Source organism: Thioclava sp. L04-15 (genome assembly GCF_002020275.1).
In the GTDB taxonomy this organism is placed as follows: Bacteria; Pseudomonadota; Alphaproteobacteria; order Rhodobacterales; family Rhodobacteraceae; genus Thioclava; species Thioclava marina.
Genome location: NZ_MPZW01000004.1, coordinates 323,096 through 338,861, shown reverse-complemented (window position 1 = coordinate 338,861; position 15,766 = coordinate 323,096). Strand labels below are relative to the sequence as shown.

Here is a 15,766-nt window from a genome sequence, read left to right as displayed (position 1 = left end):
TTGCCGGATTGATAATAGAATAAAGATTTAGGGGGCGGTCACAACCGGCGGCAGCATCGGCCCGATGGAACCGACACCGGTTGCATACAGGCGATGCTAAGAGCTTTGGGCCTCGGTGCCGAGTTGGGTGACCCTCCAATGCCCCGTATACCCTTTCTTCAAATGCGCCGCGACGATCTGAAAGCCGCTCTGTGGCCAGCTCTTCGGTGTGTCGACGAAGAGCAATTCCGCAATTCCGAATCCGGCTGCGTCAATATCTCGCAACCGCGCCTTCGTCGTCAGGTTCGTAAGCGGCGCAAGCCAGACGATATTTTCCGAGACGCGCATTGCGTGCTGTGTGAACGCCCTCAGCTCTGACCAGGGCGGATTGGTGACGACCCACTCCACCCGATCGCCCCATGCCAGAAAGTCGCGTCCCTCGCTGATCTCGCACCAATGGCGCTCCACGTGATCCGGATAGTGGTTATAGAACGCCCCCTCCCCGCGCGACGGATCGAGGACACGTCCGGCCATTGCATGCGAAAAATGTTCGATGATCGCCTCGGCGAGGTTAGGCGGCGTCATGACCCGGTCCTGTGCCGCGTCATTCTTAGGCGGCACCAGCCCCCGCCCCTTCGCCAGCTCGCTCTGCTCCAGAGGATTGCGGATGCGGAACAGCCGCAATGCTGCGGAAAGTGTCACTACACGCCCGGAAAACTCCGCCTCCAAGGCAATGACCGTGACGCGGCTGCAGCCGATCTTGCGGGCGAGAGCCTGCTGCGAAAAACCGCGCGCACGCCGTCGCTCCGCGAGCACATGTCCTATATGTTCACCGGCCTTTGCGATACGCCAGCGCAAGCCGAGAATCGGCAAGATGGCCTCGAGCGAAAGGAGCGTGCCCGCCCCGCTCTCCAGGGCGCGCACCGTGGGGATGCTGATACTGGCGCGGGACGCGAGTTCAGCCTGTGTGAGCCCGCGCGCCACCCGTTCGGCTCTCAGGATCTCGGAAAAGGCCATGTGCGAAAATCTTTCCATAGGAAGCTCACAGATAGAAAGAAAAAGCGACAAAGCGCAACCGCTAGCGCTAGCGCTGCGCCATCGGTGCGCGCGAAAATTAACGGCAATCGGCTCCTGCGAAATTTTCTCTGCCTCGCAAAGAATCGAAAACCCGTTTTTTCAACTCCGGCACCTAGACTGAATGCATCGCCAGATCCGCTCCGGATCGCCCGACCCGTCCCCGCCGAGCCTCGCTCGCGCGGTCTCAGGAGATGCATGCCATGGCCCAGCGTCCTTTTGCGCCGAATATGCGAAAATCTCATCGCGCAACTGGGTTCACCAAATCCGATGAAGAGCTTCACGCGCAGCTCGTGAAAGCCCGGCTGCAGGTCGCCAAGCTGATGCTCGAAAAACTAGTCTACGCACCGATTTTCGAGAGACCGGAACAAGAGATCGCGGCCGTCGAGGCGCGCCGGATCGAGGATCCACTGGCCCGCGCAAGGGCGATGCTGCGTGGACAGCCGAGTGACGCGAGCTCCCTGTCAGACGATCAAGACGACATGCCAGAACCTTGGTAAGTCTGACTGGCTCACCTGTCGATGGGGTAAGAATCTCGAATGCATCGGGCAGCTCAGCCGTGATGCGAAAAACGAAAGGAAAAAATCAAAAAAGCTCTCTAGCTTGAGAACACGAAGCCAAAATGCGTGAGACCCCAAGTATCCCGAACAAGCTTCGCCTGATGACGCTGCGGCAGCGGCAAGCATGCAGAAAATCGGGACCTCCCGCGAACGCGTGCGAAAAAGGTTTGCGAAGGCAACTTTGCAATGTTCTCGACGGAATGGGACCGGCGCCCCCAGAAACCATGCGAGCCTTCGATAGCCGCAAGCGATCGCCTCCAAGCGACGAAAGGTGCAGCGAGGCTCGGCCGCTCCGCGGACGCAAATATCGAAGCTGGGCAGCAGCCTATCGACGTCGACAGGCTGTTCAGCCGCTCGAAGTTCACGCCCCCCGGTCCGCGAAAAAGCCTGGCCATGATGCTCATGCGAAAAACGAACGATTAATGGACACTCGCCCCCTTGCGAGCTTTCTTTCTCGCCCTCGCCGCCGCCACAGCTTCCTATCACTCTCCCCGTTGGCACGGTTCAGGCCCCGTGCCGAGCGCCTTGGGACGTCGCAAGGCGTAAGGACGGGCGAGGGCCGGGCAGTCTAAGGGGGATCGATCGGTAGCATCGTAAGCTCAGCCAGGCTTTTCAGCAGCCAGCCAAGCGGACGGGTCCTATCGATGGACCTCGGTGGCAACGCGGCCGCCTGCCGTGATGCGGACCGCCCCGATGCGAAAAACAATCGCAACTACATCGCCGAGACCGATAGCCGCCAGGTGCGCGCCTAAGCACGCCAAAGCATTCCTCCTTGGGTGCGCTTTCCTCTCGCGAGGGATCTCCGTCAGAGCCATGTGCCGCTGCCGTCTCATCCAACCGAGTGGTTTCTACGCGTGGCTGAAGACGCCGCTGAGCAAGCGGGCTCGAGAAGACGAGCGACAGATTGCGCCGCTGAAGGAGGCATGGGTGGAAAGTGGCAAGGTCTACGGTCACCGCAAACTGCATGACGACCTTCTCGGGCAAGGCGAAAGCGTCTGCCTGAACCGTGTTGCCCGCCTGACCAAGCTGGCCGGCATCAAGGTGCAGATCGGCTACAAGCGTCAACCGGGGAAGTATTGCGGCAAGCCCTCGATGCTCGCCGACAACACACTGGACCGGCGGTTTGACCTAGCGAAACGGAATGCTGTCGCCCGTCAACTTCAAGCGGCAGCAGAAACTGAGACAAGAAGGCATCGAAGAAACGCGGGGCTATTCATGTTGCGACGATTCCCCTCTGTACAACTGTCACCCAACCCAGTACTTGGGCCTGTCGACAGCCGAATTAACCGAGCCGCTTGAGCGGCAGTCATTTCCCTTCGGGGATGTGCAAACCTGACACTGAACAAGCCCACCCGATATCCGGGTCGACACTCCGTCGGCCTGCGCCTTTCGTCATGCCCAGCCATAACACTTTCTGGAGGCGGCCCGCCAAGGCCGGATCCTAATTCAGGATGCAACCTAGCTGTAACGGAATCGGTATTCCGGGCGCCAAAGAATGTCAACAACACAAGGACGCCTTGCCCATGAAAGAGGCCAAACGAGCACTTCAGCCCTACTTTGAGATCATTTCTGGACTCCCCGACGTCAACCTTCCCGGGATGCTCGATCTCGGCGGCACCCAGCAGCGCATTCAAGAACATCCGGCGCTTGCTCCGCTCCTGCAGACCTATCTCGCAGATCGCGCCCTCGGCGGACAAGGCGGATCGAGCGCGGACGGAACCTTCGACGCCACGCTCTTCATAAAATGGGTCCTAGTGCTCAGCAACCAGGCTCCCGCAATCGGGGATCGCGTAGCGACCGGGGAGCTATCAGCCGCGCCTCTCCTAGACTCGTGGTGCGCTATAGTCGAAGACGCCGTGCCACTACTCGTCGGGCGAGTCTCCGGCCACCCGCATCTGCGTGAGGGTGCGCGGGTTCGAACTTCGCCTCTCATGAACCTCCGACCGTCTCAGGGCTGGGCGCGGAGCTGCAACCGCTTCTATCGCTTGGGCTCATACGATCCAAGTTTTCTGACAACTCTGCAAGAAGACGGACGCCTTTCTACGTGCGCAAAGCTCCTGCGCGCCGATCGGAGCTCCTGATCATGTCCAACGTGGTTATCTTGGCAGACCTGCATCTCGATCGCCGTATGCAAAAAACCGCAATCCACTCGACGGGCTTGAGCTGGATACCGCCCCCTCTTGGAGCCCCGTTTCCTAGCACGCCTACCTTCGGGTCAATCGTGACCCACTCGGGTGCGGTCTGTCGCGCCCGCTTATACAGCACATTTTCACGGAGGGCTCTTTCATGACCCACACTTCGACGACCACCATGACCATCCGCGGCGAAACTCACCCGATCTGGCCCGGTCCAATCCATCGGCGATGGCACGCCGCCGCTGCTGAAAAGGGCTACCATGTGCTCGCTCGCGTGAAGAACAAGGACAACCTTGCCCTCGAATGCAAGGAGTGTCGGGGATCCTTCGTCTGCCGTCACAGCGTCCTAATGGCGTTCCAACCGCAATGCCCCAACTGCAAAGAAGAACGTTGGCGCGAAACCGGGAGACGAGCAGGGCTTGAAATGCTCCGCCGAGACCCCGACCACCGGAAATACGCTTTCTACCGCTTGACTTGCGGTCACGAAGTTCGCCGCCAGTTCGAATTCGTAGAACGTATGGCGCGCGGAGAAACAAACGTGCGCTGCGGAATCTGCCTCCATGCACGAGAACAAGCGGAAGCCGCGTTGGCGGGCTGGGAGTTAATCGGCCCCGATCCCAATGGCAACGATGACTATCGCCTTTATCGACATGCGGAAGGCTGCGGCGAGACGTGCCGTGTCTCGGTCGGCAACATGAAAACTCAGCGTTTCCAATGTCCGAGCTGCGACACTGGCTGGGCGAATGAACCGAGTTCGATCTATTTCGCGGAAATCGATCTTGGCAAAAAAACCGTCCTCAAGCTCGGCTTCTCCAACAACACTTACTCGCGCTTCGAGTATCAGCTCTTCGTGCGGAAGGTGCTGCCATATCGGATCCTCACCGAAATCCATTTCCCCACCGGGCGCGCAGCACTGCAGGCGGAAAAGAAGGTTCATAAACGCCTCATCGAGAGGTTCCCGGAAGGGGTGGTGCCGCACGCGGTATATCGTAGGCACCTCAAGGTGAAATCGGAAATCTACCGGCCCGAGTTGCGCGATGCCATCTTCGCCGAACTGGCCGAGGTCGAAGAGCGCGTAAGCGCCTAACCGATCCGAGGGCTCGTTCTGGGCATTCGCCCCACGCGCCCTGCCTCCGGAATCTTCCCTTCCTCACATGAACAAAACGGTCCCGCGCCTCGCGGGACCGTCCTCCTGCGAGGCCGATTGGACCATGTGATAATCTTGGGGGCTACAATAGCCACATGGGATTTCCCTCGCAGATCGTTGACGACCCACTCCTGACGCTCGTCTCCTCTGAGGCAGAGCCATTCGAAAATGCCGAGGAGCGCCGCGTGATGTATGTCGCGATTGACACGCACACGCAACACGGTGACCATTCTCGCCTCGGAAGCGCGGCCATCGATCTTCGTCCGCGAATTGATCGACCACCCGCGATACGAAATCGAGCCCCCCTCAGGGGGTCTCGGAGCAACAGCATATCTGTAGCCAATGCGGCGGACGATTGATTTACATGCCCGCTAAAGGCGGTTCGGGCTGGTATCGCTGCGAACACGCAAAGCTGTGCGGCAATCACATGCCCGCCTTCCCGCAATGCGGCGCGGGATTGCTGGTTCCCGATGCGAAAACTGGAGAGATGACCTGTCCTGCTTGCAGCGCGGATCACCAGCCTGTCTCCCAATTGAAGGGAAGGCTGGCTTACCGAACCCAGGGGCCGTTACGGTGTTTTCCTTGGCTGCGTGGGTTTTCCGAACTGTCGAGGCAAGGCGAAAATGCCCCCCTCGCGAGAGTAGACGCGAAGGGTGTCTCGAGCGCGAAAACACGCCGGTCTTCGAAGGAGCGGGACAGGCGCCTTGGTGCTCGATAAACGACACATGACACCCGAAATGCATATTATCGAGCAGGCAAACCACAGCGCGTGCAGGTGCTCGATAATATGCATAGGGGTGCGCGGTTCGCGCTGTGGCATACCATTTATCGAGCACCTTCACCCCGCCGTAAGTCATTGATATGCTTTGAAAGCGGGGTTTATGAATACAGCAAAACGAGCACCCCCTGTTTGAACGACTGTCCTTGGGAGGCTCGCAACCACGGTGGACATCGCGCCACCCTGCGCGCGGAGCTGTTTTTCCTACCCGCACGATATCCAAGCGGCGGCTTTGGCCCTAGGGGCGGCCCGATTACAATGCGCATTTTCGGTGCCTGAACTGAACGCAGACTGCAGGCCTTTTTAGCTGGACTGCTGGTGCCACGCGATGGCATCGTCGAGCCGATCGTGTCCCCAGAAAATCTCTTTCCTACGACGAAGTTGGGGGCGCCGAAGAGACCCAGCGAGAACGCCTCGTCGGTGTCGCGTTCCAAAGCTTCAGCTATCTCTGCGGCATCGGCGCGGGCGAGCGCCTCTTTCGGGGTCTGACCCGCCTCCCGCAGGCTTTCCGAAAAGTTGGGTTCAGCGCCGGCATCCTGGCCCTCGGCGAACCAGCGCCGATAGCTGGCACGAATATAAGCCTTGCCCCAGCCCTCCTTCAGGCCGAGGAGCGCGATGCGGTTAGCGCGCACGAGGTCGTCAATCATGTAAGGAGGAGGCATGGAGACCGTGAGCCCGAAACCCTTGGCGCGGCGTTCGATGTCGCGCCACATGTAGGCGAGTTTCGCGGGCTTGTCAGCATAGGGGACGCTGTTCATCGAGACCAGCACCCGTCGCAAGTTGAATGGACGCCAATTGAAGCGGATACCGGTTTGAGCTTCGACAGTGTCGAGGCGCATAACCGGGAAATAGGTGTAGGTGCTGCCAATCGCGAACCAGAAATCGATGGCCATGCCTTTCTCCCATTTCTCCGCCGGATAGCTTCATCGCAAAATAGTATCACGATCGCGCCGTTCTGCCTAACAGGTGACCTGTCACTGGCCGCCCTCGACGGATCAGAATGAGGCAGTTCGAGGCGCTGCCGCCTAGTCGCAGCGATCGACCCACATGACAATTGGTATCTCAAGCGACCGCGACCCTCTGTCCGGCTTCGGCACCGAAGCCATGCAGGCTCTCCGTCGCGTAGCTCAGCGAAATCGGCGCCAGCCGCCAGACGGAGAAGGGAGACGGCGAGCGCGCCGGTGAAGTGCTCTCGAGCGCCCGCGCCGCGGGCCATGACGCGGTCATGATCCGCGGCATTCGGGACACGTAGAACGGCATAGGGCTTCCCGCTCTCCATATCGTCCCCGTCGATGCTGAGAAAATGGAAATCGTGGCTCGCCATACACTGGATCCGGAGCCGGAACATGTTGTCAACGGCGGAGCAAAAACCGGCCACGGGGCGGAGCAAAAGTCTGCCACCAGAGAGGGCATGGGATTGAAGCGGAGGGAACGCTTCGCGCCCCGGCAGCTGCATGACATCCTGGCCGAACTGAAGCCCGTGAGCGCTGAGGTCGCCGTGAGTCTGGGCGAGCTATTCGGAAACGCGCCGCTGATCTGGAGCAGGATGCAGGGCGCCCATGATGCCGGGCACGCATCCCGCGAGGTGGATGTGTCGGCCATTCCGACGCTCTGTCCGGCGGAATGAACGCCTGTCTCGCGCTTCCGTGACCTTCGATGCTTTCATGCGGTTGCGCTCCTCTCCCAGCCAGGAAAACTTCTTTGAAAACTCCAGTTTCAAACGGTCCAGTTTTCAGGGGATCAGATCACGGTCAAGACGAGCACCAACTATGAGTGACAGACCTGTGGGGCGCGGTGGAATTCGACCGCGTCCCATTGCCACTCGTTGAGCTTCAGCGCAGCGCCGCCTCGATATTGCCTCCGTCGACCGTCAGCACATGGGCGGTCGTGCGCTCGGACGCCGCGAGCATGACGAACCCCTCGGCCACATGACGCGTCTCGACCTCGCGGCGCAGCAGGTTGCCGCCCATATAGCTCGCCTCGTCGATCTGCCGGGCCGAGGCGCGCGCCGCGATCATCTCGGGCGTAAGCAGGCCCGAGCGGATCCGGTCGGCATTGATGCCGTTGACCCGGATTCCTTCCGCTCCGAGTTCCAGCGCAAGCTGGCGTAGCAAGAAGAAGCTCGTGGCCTTCGGCAGCCCATAGGCGCCGAACCCCTTGCCCGGATTGACCGCCTGTTTGGAGACGTTGAAGAGGATCTGCCCGCCGCGTCCCTGCGCACGGAAGACCGCCGTTGCGGCCTGTGCGAAGGCCAGATGCGAGAAGAAATTCAGCTCGAACGAGGCCCGCAGCGTTTCGTCGGGCAGGGTCGCGATATCGCCCACCATCGCAGCACCCGCGTTCGAGACGAGGATATCGAGCCCACCAAAGCGCGCAACGCAGGCCATCACGGCCTCGGCGGGCGCACCCGGTTGCGTGATGTCGCAGGCAAACCCGCCGTGATCGCCACCGACCGTGCCGAGCGCGGTCTTGAGCGCCGCCGCATCGCGATCCACGAGGAAAATCGTCGCGCCCTGCGCCTTGAAGGCCTGCGCAGTGGCAAGGCCGATAGCCCCCGCCCCGCCGGTCACGAGCACGATGCGCCCTTGGAACGCGGGCGCCTTTCCCTTGCCAAGCTTCGCCTGCTCCAGCGACCAGTATTCCATGTCGAAGAGATCCGGCTCGCCGATCGGGTGGAAGCCGCCCGCCGCCTCGCCATCGCGCATCACGCGCTGTGACTGTTCTCCGATATCGGCGGCGATACGCGCGGCCTTGGCATCCGCGCCGATCCCGACGAGCCCGACCCCCACGATCCAGGCGAGGTTCGGCAGCGGCGAGAGCATCCGCTTCGTGCCACCGAAGCGCGGGGCCTGACGCTCGAAATAGGCGATGTAGTCGGCCACGAAACGGTCCACGGCGGCAGCAATCGCCTCTGCGCCGCCGGCGACGCTCGCCGCATCGAGAACCAGCGGGTGGCCCTTGGTGCGGATCACATGATCGGGCGTCGCAACCCCGCGCGTCGCGAGCGTATCGAGATCGTCGCGCGCGAGGAACGCGTCGACCACGTCATTGCTGCGCAGATCGAAGACCGGCATCGCGGCCCCCTCGGGCAGATGCGCCCCGATCGCGCCGCGCAGCGCCGAGAGCGTCCCGGCCCGATCCGCCTGCGACATCGCCGCCACCGGGCGCAGCGGCTCGGGGCGGCGATCGGCCAGCCAGGCCTCGACCATGTTGGTGTGCTCGATGATCTTGTCATAGGAGGATTTCGCATCCGGTCCCCAGGCAAAATGCCCGTGATTGACCAGCAAGAGTCCCTCGCAACCGGGATGCGCCTCGAAGGTCTCGGCGGCGAGCTTGGCCAGCGCGAAACCGGGCATCACATAGGGCACCAACGCCAGCTTGTCGCCGAAGATCTCGCGCGTGGCTTCGGCGACCTCGGGCAGGTTGGCCAGCGCGAGCATCGCCGTCGCATGGGTGTGATCGACATATTTATACGGCAGGTAGGCGTGCAGCAGCGTCTCGACCGAAGGGTTGGGCGCGGTGCTGTCGAGCAGGTTCGAGCGCTGGACGTTCACCATCTCTTCATCCGAGAGCGCCGCCAGATCGCGCAGCCGCATCAGGGGCGCCATCCGCACCGCCGGCAGCCCCTGCGCCTCGATCGTGCCCAGATCCCAACCCGAGCCCTTGATATGGATGACATCGACCTCATCGCCGAACACGTCCCGCGCGCGCAGCTTGACCGAGGTGTTCCCGCCGCCATGCATCACCAGATCCGGGTTTTGACCGATCAGCCGCGAGGTGTAGATACGCAGCGCGAGTTCTCTGGCCATCGGGTCCGATCCGGCAGCCTCCTGCATTGCGCGGGCTTCGGCATCTTGCCAACGGTTGGTGATCATCTCAATAACTCCTGCTAGGCTCGGGGCGTGTCGGGACCGGTCGGGGCCCCGGCTTGATCTTTCGCGGCTTTTATACAAAAGTCAAATATAGTTGTCATAGATAAAATGGTGCGCGGAGTGGCAGGGACGAAACGCAGGACGACGGGGCAGATCAGCGGCGAGAATGTCGTGATCGAAGTCGCGTGGATGTATTATCAGGAAAGCCTGAACCAGAAGGAGATCGCCGACCGGCTGGGGATCTCGCGCGCGACCGTCGTGAACTACCTCCAGGAAGCGCGCGAGCAGGGGCTCGTGCGGATCTCGCTGCGCGCCGAGGCCTTCACCCGCCACCGCGCCGCGGTGGAGCTGTGCGAGCGCTTCGGGCTGAGCACGGCCTATGTCGTGCCCGACGAGGGCGCGGATATGGAGACCACCTTCCACCGGGTCGTGCAGGGCGCGGCCGACTGGCTGCCCGATCTGCTGGAGCCGGGCGACCGGCTGGGCCTTGCCTGGGGCCGCACGATCTATGACCTGGCCGCGGCCACCGAGCGCACCCGGATCGAGGATCTCTCGGTGCTGCAACTCGTGGGCTCCATGTCGACGCCCTATGGCTTCACCGCCGAGGCCTGCTCGACCCGGCTCGCGCAGCGCCTGGGGGCACGGTGCTTCAACCTTCACGCCCCGGCGGTGCTCTCGAGCGGCGAATTAGCGGCAGCCCTGCGCGCCGAGCCGATCATCCACGATCAGCTCGCCCGGCTCGAGACCTGCAACAAGTTCCTGTTCTCGGTCGGCACCTGCCTGCCCGACAGCCACGTCGTGGGCTCGGGCGTCGCGACCCAGGCCGATCTCGGCTGGTATATCGCGCATGGGGCGAAGGGCGTCCTGTGCGGGCGCTTCATCGACGGGGAGGGCAAGGGCATCGACGGGCCGCTCGAGCCGCGCATGATCGGCATCCCGCTCGAGAAGCTGGTGGGGCTGGATATGGGCATCCTCGTGACCCCCGGCCTCGACAAGGTCGTGGCCTCGCGCGCGGCGATCCGGGGCGGCTATGTCTCGCATCTCGTCACCAGTCTGGGCGTGGCCGAGGCCCTGCTCTCCGAAGACTGAGACCCGTTACAGACAGACAAAGGGGGCCGCGCGGGCCCCCTTCTTCGGTTCCGGGCAATGCGCCCCCTCACCCCTTGGCAAGATCGGGGAACATCGCCGCCATCGCCGCCGCATCGGCCTTGCAGACGCCGCGCTCGGTAATGAGACCGGTCACCAGCTCTGCCGGGGTCACGTCGAAGGCCGGGTTGCGCGCGGGCGTCCCGTCGGGCGAGATCTGCACCGAGATGATCTTGCCTTCGGCATCGCGCCCCTGAACATGGGTCACCTCTTCGCCGCCGCGCTCCTCGATCGGGATCTCCCGGACCCCGTCGCGGACGGTCCAGTCGATCGTGGGCGAGGGCAGCGCGACGTAGAAGGGCACCCCGTTCGCCTTCGCCGCCAGCGCCTTCAGATAGGTGCCGATCTTGTTGCAGACATCGCCGCGCGCGGTCGTGCGGTCGGTGCCGACGATGACCAGATCGACCTCGCCATGCTGCATCAGGTGCCCGCCCGCATTGTCCACGATCAGGTCATGGCTGACGCCGTGGCTGTTGAGCTCCCAACTCGTCAGCTGCGCACCCTGATTGCGCGGGCGGGTCTCGTCGACGAAGACGTGCACGTCGATCCCGTCTTCGACCGCGTGATAGATCGGCGAGGTGGCCGTGCCCCAATCGACGGTCGCGGGCCAGCCCGCGTTGCAATGGGTCAGCACGTTGACGCGCCCCCCGCCCTTCTTCTTCGCGATCTCGCGAATGATCTCGAGCCCGTGCAGACCGATCTGGCGGTTGATCTCGACATCCTCGTCGCTGATCTCGGCGGCGCGCCGGAAGGCGGCCTCGGCCCGCGCTTCGGGGGCGAGCGGCGCGAGCACGCGCGTCATCTCGTCGAGCGCCCATTTGAGGTTGATCGCGGTCGGGCGGGTCTCGTGCAGCACGTCCCAGGTTTCGCGCAGCGAGGCGTCCGAGGGATCTTCCGCCATCTGCACCGCCACCCCGTAAGCCGCCGTGGCCCCGATCAGGGGCGCGCCGCGCACCCACATGTCGCGGATCGCATCGGCGAAATCCTGACGGTTGGCGAGCGTCACGATGCGCAGCTCATGCGGCAGCCAGCGCTGGTCGATGATGCGCACCTCGCCCGAGGGCTCGCGCCAGATGGAGCGGTAGGGCTTGCCGTCGATCTTCATAGAATGGTCTCCTGATTGATATGGCGGGCGAGGTCGAGCACCTCATCCATGCTGGTGATCGTGGCGCGGCGCACCGCGAGCGCACGGCCAAGGCGCAGACCGCGCGCCTCGCATTGCGCGCGCAGCGCCTCGTCGGCGATCTGGTCATATTCCGCGATATGGGCGAGCCCGAGCGTGCGGCGATGCATCTCGATGCCGCAGAACCCGAGCGTGTCGCGCCAGATCGCGGCGAGCCGGTCGAGCCGCGCCTGTTCGGCGCCCAGATCGTGCCCCTGATCCTCGAAAAGCGCGCGCTCATAGAGGATGCCGTGGCGCTCTTCGCGCCAGAGTCGGGTGAATTCGGTGGAGAATTCCGACCAGATTTCGTCCACGACCGAAAGTATCCAGTCCTGATAGTCGGCCCGGCTGCCCTCGGTCTCGGCATGGCCGGGCTGGGCGAAATAGGCCATCAGGAAATTCGCGATCAGCATCCCGATATCGAAGCCCATCGGGCCATAGGTCGCGAATTCCGGGTCGATCACCCGCGTCTCGCTGTCCGACACCATCACCGAACCGGTGTGCAGATCGCCATGCAGCATCGCCTCGGCATTGGTGGCGAAGGCCGATTTCATGTGCTGAGCGGCGATCTTGAGGTCGATATCGGCACGCAGCTCGGCCACGATCGGATCGAGCTGCGGGGTGTGGCGGTTCATCTCGGCCTCGAAATAGGGATCGGAGAAGACGAGATTCTCGGTGATGTCGCACAGCTCCACATTGCCCGCGAACAGCGCCAGATCGGCCTTGCGATCGGCGGTCTTCATAGACAGGTCCGAGCCCCGGAACAGCGTGCGCGCACAGAAGCGGCCCAGCACGCCGCCGAGACCCGCGTGGCGTTTGCCCGCCATCAGCGAATGGCGCAGGATCACATGGGGCGACAGAAATTCCATCACCACCAGCGCCTGCTCCTCGTCGAAATGGAACACCTCCGGCACCGAGCCGGGATCGCGCGCCTCCTGCCGGATCAGCGCGTTATACTCGAAGAAGGCGCGCTTGAGTGGCAGCGGCCAGCCCTCCCCCACGAGGCGCACATAAGGCAGCGCCTGCTTGGCGATGACGCTGCCACCCGGCCCGTCGATGATGAAGACGAGGTTGAGATTGCCATCGCCCACCTCGCGCACGGACCATGCGGCGGGATCGCCCGCGCGGGCGCGGATCGCGTCGATCGCCCCCAGCCGTTCGGCGACGGTCTCTGGCGACAAGGGCTCATATTTGCGGGTCGTCACGGGTCTCCTCCCCCTTGTTGATCTTGGCCCCGACGGTCGTCCGGGGCTGCCTGACCAATGCAGGATTTCCAGTTTTCGAGCATTTGTCAAATTGTATTGACATTTGAAAGCTAAACGATCAGCCTCCTGCTGAGTGGAGGAGAATACAGCTTTGAAAGACCCGGCAATCCGTCTGTCCGGCCTGCGCAAGGCGTTTGGCCGGAACCAGGTTCTGCGTGGAATCGACCTGAGCATTCCAGAGGGACAAGTGACCGTCCTGATGGGCGCGAATGGCGCGGGAAAATCCACGCTCGTCAAAGTGTTATGCGGCGTTCATGCGGCCGATGAGGGTCAGGTGACGCTCGACGGGAAGCCCTTCGCGCCCGGCTCGCCCTCCGAGGCTTTGCGCGCGGGCGTCGTGACGGTTCACCAGAACATCAATGACGGAGTCGTGCCCGATCTCGACGTGGCCTCGAATCTACTTCTCGACGCGCTGGCCGATGGCGCGGGCACCTTTCTCAACCGTCGCAAGATGCGGGCACGGGCACGCGAGATCGCCGCGGCGGTGGGGCTCGAGATCGAGGTGACGCGGCAGGTGGCCGATCTGTCGCTGGCCGATCGCCAGCTCGTCGCGATCGCCCGCGCGATGGCGCATGATCCGCGGCTGATGATCCTCGACGAGCCGACCTCATCGCTCTCCGCAGTCGAGGCGGAGCGCCTGTTCGACCTGATCGAGAGCCTGCGCGATCGGGGCGTGGCGATCCTCTACATCTCGCACCGGATGTCCGATATCCGCCGCCTCGCCGACCGGATCGTGTCGATGCGCGACGGCCAGATCTCGGGCCTCTTCGAAGATCAGCCGCTCGATTATTCCGGCTCGGTGCGCGCGATGCTCGGCCATGAGATGACCGAGGCCGACATCACCATCCCCGCCCCCGGCCGCACCGTGCTCGAGGTCACCGACCTCGTGCTGCGCCCCGGCGCCGAGCCCTTCAGCATGATCGCGCGCGAGAATGAGGTGATCGCGATTACCGGCCTCGTGGGCTCGGGCAAATCCGATTTCGCGGGCGCGCTTTTCGGGCTCGAGCCGCCGCTGGCGGGCTCCATGCAGCTTGACGGCCGGCCTCACCGGCCCGCCAGTTCGCGCGCTGCGATCGGCGCGGGCGTCTACATGTGCCCCAAGGACCGGCTGGTGACGGCGGTGGTCGCCGATTTCGACATCACCCGCAACATCACGATCCCCTTCCTGCCGCGCCACAGCCGCGCCAGCTTCCTGTCGCGCCGCTCCGAGAAACGCACCGCCGAGCGGATGATCGGAGAGATGGGCGTCGTCTGCCAGAGCCCGCTCGACGGCATCCTGACGCTCTCGGGCGGCAACCAGCAGAAAGTCATGGTCGCGCGCTGGATGGCCGAGGCCTCGCGCCTCCTGATCCTCGACGAGCCGTTCCAGGGCGTCGACATCCAGGCCCGACGCGACATCGGCCACAAGATCCGCGCCACCGCCGACACCCGCGCCACGATCGTCTTCGTGGCCGAGCTCGACGAGGCGCTCGAGATTGCCGACCGGATTCTCGTGATGAGCGAGCATTCCATCGTCGGCGAACACAGAAACGAAAATATCGACGTGTCCGCGATCATGGCCGAAGTGGTCGAAGCCGTGCCGACACGCGCAGCAGGGAAACAAGATGCATAACCGCACGAGCTTCATCGACCTCGCGATCCGCTATGGTTTTCTGGTCCTGATGGCGGCGCTGATCGCCTTTTTCGGGATCATGGCGCAAGGCTTCCTGACCCCGTTCTCGGCGGTCTTCATCCTGCAATCTGTCGCGATCACCGGGATTCTCGCGCTTGGCGTGACCGCGACGCTGGTGGTGGGCGGGTTCGACCTGTCGATCGGGGCGGTCGCGACCTCGGCGCTGATGCTGTCCTCCTATGTGATGGTGGTCTGGGACATGAGCGCGCTCTCGGCGGTGCTGATCTGCCTTGCGATGGGCGCACTCGTGGGGCTCATCAACGGGCTTCTCGTGGTGAAGATGCGCGTGCCCGACCTGCTCGCGACGCTCGGCATGATGTTCCTTCTGGTCGGCGCGCAGCGCATCCCGACCGAGGGCCGCTCGATCTCGACAGGCATGAGCCTGCCCGACGGTTCGGTCGCGACCGGCAAATTCTCCGAAGCCTTCCTCGCGCTCGGCCGTCACCGCATCGACTTCATCGCGCCGAACCTCGTGCCGCTGTCGGTGATCTTCCTGATCGTGATCGCGATCGGCGTCTGGGTGTTTCTCGAGACGACGCGCCACGGCCGGCTGATGTATGCGATCGGCTCGAACCAGCAGGCCGCGAGCCTCGCGGGCGCGAATGTCAATCGCTACAAGATCGTCGCCTACATGATCTCGGGCGTGCTGGCCTCGGTGGGCGGCATCCTTCTGGCGGCGCGTCTGGGGCGGGGCGACGTGGCCTCGGGCAACAACCTGCTGCTCGATTCGGTCGCGGCCGCGCTGATCGGCTTTGCCGTGCTGGGCGCGTCGAAACCCAACGCCTTCGGCACCGCGATCGGCGCGCTTTTCGTGGGCATCCTGCTGCAGGGCCTGACGATGATGAACGCGCCCTATTACACGCAGGATTTCGTCAAGGGAGCGGTGCTCGTCATCGCGCTCGTCTTCACTTTCGCGCTGTCCGGCAGAGGAGGCCGGGCGCGCGGCTGAGTGCCAACCAAAAATGGGAAAAACCGG

The 15,766-nt window shown here is 63.3% G+C and carries 12 protein-coding genes and 1 pseudogene; 7 read left to right on the top strand and 6 right to left on the bottom strand.

Annotated elements, in window-relative coordinates; all coding sequences use genetic code 11:
* Positions 1–96: 96 nt before the first annotated feature.
* Entirely contained in the window at positions 97–996 is a 900-nt protein-coding gene (locus BMI90_RS18880; RefSeq protein ID WP_210401946.1) for a helix-turn-helix transcriptional regulator, read from the bottom strand.
* A 260-nt stretch (positions 997–1,256) separates the two neighbouring features.
* Here BMI90_RS18880 and BMI90_RS11715 point away from each other — a divergent pair, with 260 nt between their 5' ends.
* The 3 genes and pseudogenes from BMI90_RS11715 (at position 1,257) to BMI90_RS18565 (ending at position 4,835) form a co-directional block, all read left to right on the top strand.
* Positions 1,257–1,553 (top strand): hypothetical protein, encoded by a 297-nt coding sequence (locus BMI90_RS11715; protein ID WP_078529546.1) that lies wholly within the window; start codon positions 1,257–1,259, stop codon positions 1,551–1,553.
* A gap of 861 nt (positions 1,554–2,414) precedes the next feature.
* A pseudogene (locus tag BMI90_RS18570) lies at positions 2,415–2,744 on the top strand (IS3 family transposase); the annotation flags it as partial.
* A gap of 1,155 nt (positions 2,745–3,899) precedes the next feature.
* Positions 3,900–4,835: a GIY-YIG nuclease family protein gene (locus tag BMI90_RS18565; protein ID WP_146671274.1), complete on the top strand. Its 936-nt coding sequence runs from the start codon at positions 3,900–3,902 to the stop codon at positions 4,833–4,835.
* A gap of 939 nt (positions 4,836–5,774) precedes the next feature.
* Here BMI90_RS18565 and BMI90_RS11690 read toward each other — a convergent pair.
* Entirely contained in the window at positions 5,775–6,566 is a 792-nt protein-coding gene (locus BMI90_RS11690) for a DsbA family protein (RefSeq protein WP_348638925.1), read from the bottom strand.
* A 169-nt stretch (positions 6,567–6,735) separates the two neighbouring features.
* Positions 6,736–6,933, bottom strand: a complete 198-nt coding sequence (locus BMI90_RS18555; RefSeq protein ID WP_146671273.1) for a hypothetical protein — start codon at positions 6,931–6,933, stop codon at positions 6,736–6,738.
* A gap of 43 nt (positions 6,934–6,976) precedes the next feature.
* Between BMI90_RS18555 and BMI90_RS11685 the strand changes: the two genes are divergently transcribed.
* Positions 6,977–7,300: a hypothetical protein gene (locus BMI90_RS11685; protein WP_210401945.1), complete on the top strand. Its 324-nt coding sequence runs from the start codon at positions 6,977–6,979 to the stop codon at positions 7,298–7,300.
* A 205-nt stretch (positions 7,301–7,505) separates the two neighbouring features.
* Here BMI90_RS11685 and BMI90_RS11680 read toward each other — a convergent pair whose 3' ends face one another.
* Positions 7,506–9,548, bottom strand: a complete 2,043-nt coding sequence (locus BMI90_RS11680; RefSeq protein WP_078529534.1) for a bifunctional aldolase/short-chain dehydrogenase — start codon at positions 9,546–9,548, stop codon at positions 7,506–7,508.
* Between the two features lie 117 nt (positions 9,549–9,665).
* Between BMI90_RS11680 and BMI90_RS11675 the strand changes: the two genes are divergently transcribed.
* Positions 9,666–10,634, top strand: coding sequence for a sugar-binding domain-containing protein (locus BMI90_RS11675; RefSeq protein ID WP_078529639.1), 969 nt, complete (start codon positions 9,666–9,668; stop codon positions 10,632–10,634).
* Positions 10,635–10,701: 67 nt separating this feature from the next.
* On the opposite strand, the gene mtnA is transcribed toward BMI90_RS11675, so the two are convergent.
* Positions 10,702–11,796, bottom strand: coding sequence for an S-methyl-5-thioribose-1-phosphate isomerase (gene mtnA, locus BMI90_RS11670; protein WP_078529532.1), 1,095 nt, complete (start codon positions 11,794–11,796; stop codon positions 10,702–10,704).
* Positions 11,793–13,058 carry an S-methyl-5-thioribose kinase gene (gene mtnK / locus BMI90_RS11665; RefSeq protein ID WP_246831539.1) on the bottom strand — a complete coding sequence of 422 codons (1,266 nt, stop codon included), beginning with the start codon at positions 13,056–13,058 and terminating at the stop codon, positions 11,793–11,795. The genes mtnA and mtnK overlap by 4 nt, the downstream gene beginning before the upstream one ends.
* Before the next feature lie 151 nt (positions 13,059–13,209).
* Between mtnK and BMI90_RS11660 the strand changes: the two genes are divergently transcribed.
* Together BMI90_RS11660 and BMI90_RS11655 are read left to right on the top strand one after the other, a co-directional pair.
* Positions 13,210–14,730, top strand: a complete 1,521-nt coding sequence (locus tag BMI90_RS11660; RefSeq protein ID WP_078529530.1) for a sugar ABC transporter ATP-binding protein — start codon at positions 13,210–13,212, stop codon at positions 14,728–14,730.
* Positions 14,723–15,739, top strand: coding sequence for an ABC transporter permease (locus BMI90_RS11655; RefSeq protein ID WP_078529528.1), 1,017 nt, complete (start codon positions 14,723–14,725; stop codon positions 15,737–15,739). The genes BMI90_RS11660 and BMI90_RS11655 overlap by 8 nt, the downstream gene beginning before the upstream one ends.
* Positions 15,740–15,766: the final 27 nt, after the last annotated feature.

Excerpts from the sequence above, each read along its gene's own strand:
- BMI90_RS18880 (WP_210401946.1), bottom strand. The coding sequence starts at position 996 with ATGGCCTTTTCCGAGATCCTGAGAGCCGAACGGGTGGCGCGCGGGCTC.
- BMI90_RS11715 (WP_078529546.1), top strand. The coding sequence starts at position 1,257 with ATGGCCCAGCGTCCTTTTGCGCCGAATATGCGAAAATCTCATCGCGCA.
- BMI90_RS18565 (WP_146671274.1), top strand. The coding sequence starts at position 3,900 with ATGACCCACACTTCGACGACCACCATGACCATCCGCGGCGAAACTCAC.
- BMI90_RS11690 (WP_348638925.1), bottom strand. The coding sequence starts at position 6,566 with ATGGCCATCGATTTCTGGTTCGCGATTGGCAGCACCTACACCTATTTC.
- BMI90_RS18555 (WP_146671273.1), bottom strand. The coding sequence starts at position 6,933 with ATGCCGTTCTACGTGTCCCGAATGCCGCGGATCATGACCGCGTCATGG.
- BMI90_RS11685 (WP_210401945.1), top strand. The coding sequence starts at position 6,977 with ATGGAAATCGTGGCTCGCCATACACTGGATCCGGAGCCGGAACATGTT.
- BMI90_RS11680 (WP_078529534.1), bottom strand. The coding sequence starts at position 9,548 with ATGATCACCAACCGTTGGCAAGATGCCGAAGCCCGCGCAATGCAGGAG.
- mtnA (WP_078529532.1), bottom strand. The coding sequence starts at position 11,796 with ATGAAGATCGACGGCAAGCCCTACCGCTCCATCTGGCGCGAGCCCTCG.
- BMI90_RS11655 (WP_078529528.1), top strand. The coding sequence starts at position 14,723 with ATGCATAACCGCACGAGCTTCATCGACCTCGCGATCCGCTATGGTTTT.